This window comes from Paenibacillus zanthoxyli JH29, assembly GCF_000520715.1.
Lineage (GTDB): Bacteria > Bacillota > Bacilli > Paenibacillales > Paenibacillaceae > Paenibacillus_AQ > Paenibacillus_AQ zanthoxyli.
In genome coordinates this window covers 1-402 of the sequence record NZ_ASSD01000383.1, presented here as the reverse complement: position 1 = coordinate 402, position 402 = coordinate 1, and the positions used below count along the sequence as shown (strand labels likewise).

Annotated in this window: 1 protein-coding gene; it reads right to left on the bottom strand. The window is 56.0% G+C overall.

From position 1 onward, the window contains the following. Positions 1-402 (bottom strand): transposase (locus tag L691_RS0114070; RefSeq protein WP_025691134.1); only part of this gene is annotated, 402 nt, incomplete at both ends.

The window sequence follows — 402 nt, the reverse complement described above, 5'->3', positions numbered from 1 at the left end:
CGGCGTCCCAGACACTGGCGGGTCATGACACTGAGTTCGATTTCGGCCACATTAAGCCAACTGCCGTGTTTTGGCGTGTAATGGATTTCCAAACGTTTCGCCAGACGCAAAGCCACTTTCGGTTCGAATGCCTGGTACAGGGAGGCGATGGAATGCGTGTTCAGGTTATCCATCACGAGGCGCACTTTCGGAGCCTCCGGGTAATGAACATCCAACAGATCGCGGACTTGTTCCGCCCATTCCACCCGCGTGCGCTGTGGACGAACACTCACATGCCGCCAGCCCGCAAGCGGTTCCGTAAAAATGAAAATGCTGCACGTTCCATTGCGCACGTACTCCGCATCTTCTCGCAGCGGTTTAGTGGGTTTCATCGGAATGGGCGCCCGGGTTTCATCCAGAAGC